The organism is Streptomyces longisporoflavus, from assembly GCF_014649775.1.
Classification (GTDB): domain Bacteria; phylum Actinomycetota; class Actinomycetes; order Streptomycetales; family Streptomycetaceae; genus Streptomyces; species Streptomyces longisporoflavus.
The window spans coordinates 1-1,039 of record NZ_BMTR01000115.1 but is presented as its reverse complement, the minus strand read 5'-3'; the positions used below and the strand labels follow the sequence as shown (position 1 = coordinate 1,039).

The window sequence follows — 1,039 nt, the reverse complement described above, 5'->3', positions numbered from 1 at the left end:
GCCGGGCCCGGCAGCGTCTCGGGGTAGTGGGCGGCGAGGTGTTCGACGTAGTCCTGCCCGATCGGCCAGAAGGCGTCGGGTCCCGAGGTGGGGTCGGAGCCGTCGGGTCCCGAGATGTATCCGTCGAGGCTGACAGCGATGAAGTAGACGAGCTTTCGCACGGGGGTCTCCTCGTGGTCGGATCCGGGGCCGCGGCCGGCTTCGGCGCGGTGGTCTTCGGTGTAGTGCGTGACGGGGTCTGTCATGCGGCCTTTCAGCGGCGGGTGCCCGGCTTGGGCAGCGGGCGGGGGCGGGGCAGTGAGCGGGGCCTGGCGGGCATCGGGAACCGGGCGTTGTGGCGGGATGCCGGCTGTTTTCGCGTCTTGCTCCTCGTGAGGCATCGGTGGTACGTCACCTGATGTACTCTGGGTGAAGTGGTTAGAACGTAGTACTGCACATGCAGTGGTGTCAACGGACTTCCGGAAGGAAATGCCATGCGTCACAACCCCGCACGACGGGCCGCCCTGCTCGACGGCGCAATCGAGGTACTGGCCCACGAGGGCTCGCGCGGCCTCACCCTGCGCGCGGTCGACGCCCGGGCCGGAGTCCCCAACGGCACCACCACCAACTACTTCGCCAACCGCGCCGAGTTGCTGGCCCAGGTCATGACACGCATCCAGGAGCGCCTGACGCCCGAGGAAACCCAACTCGCCGACACCATGCGCGAAAAGCCCTCCACCGAACTGGTCGCCACCCTCCTCAAGCAACTCCTGGGCCGCATGCGCGCGGACCGCAGCAGCTGGCTCGCCCTGATGGAGCTGCGCCTGGAGGCCACCCGCCGCCCCGAACTGCACGCCGAACTCACCCGGTTCTTCACCGCCCAGCTCGAAGCCAACATCAGCTTCCACCTGGACGGCGGCCTGCCGGGCGACCGCACCAGCGTCATCCTGATGTACCTCGCCATGGTCGGCCTGATCGTGGACGACCTGACCGTGCCCGACCTCCTCGCGCCGCACTCCGCCGACCAACTCATCGACGAACTGGCACGCCGCCTCACGGG

General features: G+C 68.6%; 1 protein-coding gene and 1 pseudogene. One reads left to right on the top strand and one right to left on the bottom strand.

Annotated elements, in window-relative coordinates; all coding sequences use genetic code 11:
- Positions 1–245 (bottom strand): annotated as a pseudogene (locus IE226_RS43640) (hypothetical protein); the annotation flags it as partial.
- Between the two features lie 228 nt (positions 246–473).
- Between IE226_RS43640 and IE226_RS43635 the strand changes: the two are divergent.
- Positions 474–1,039: TetR/AcrR family transcriptional regulator (locus IE226_RS43635; protein ID WP_190087092.1), on the top strand; the 566-nt coding region annotated here is incomplete at its 3' end.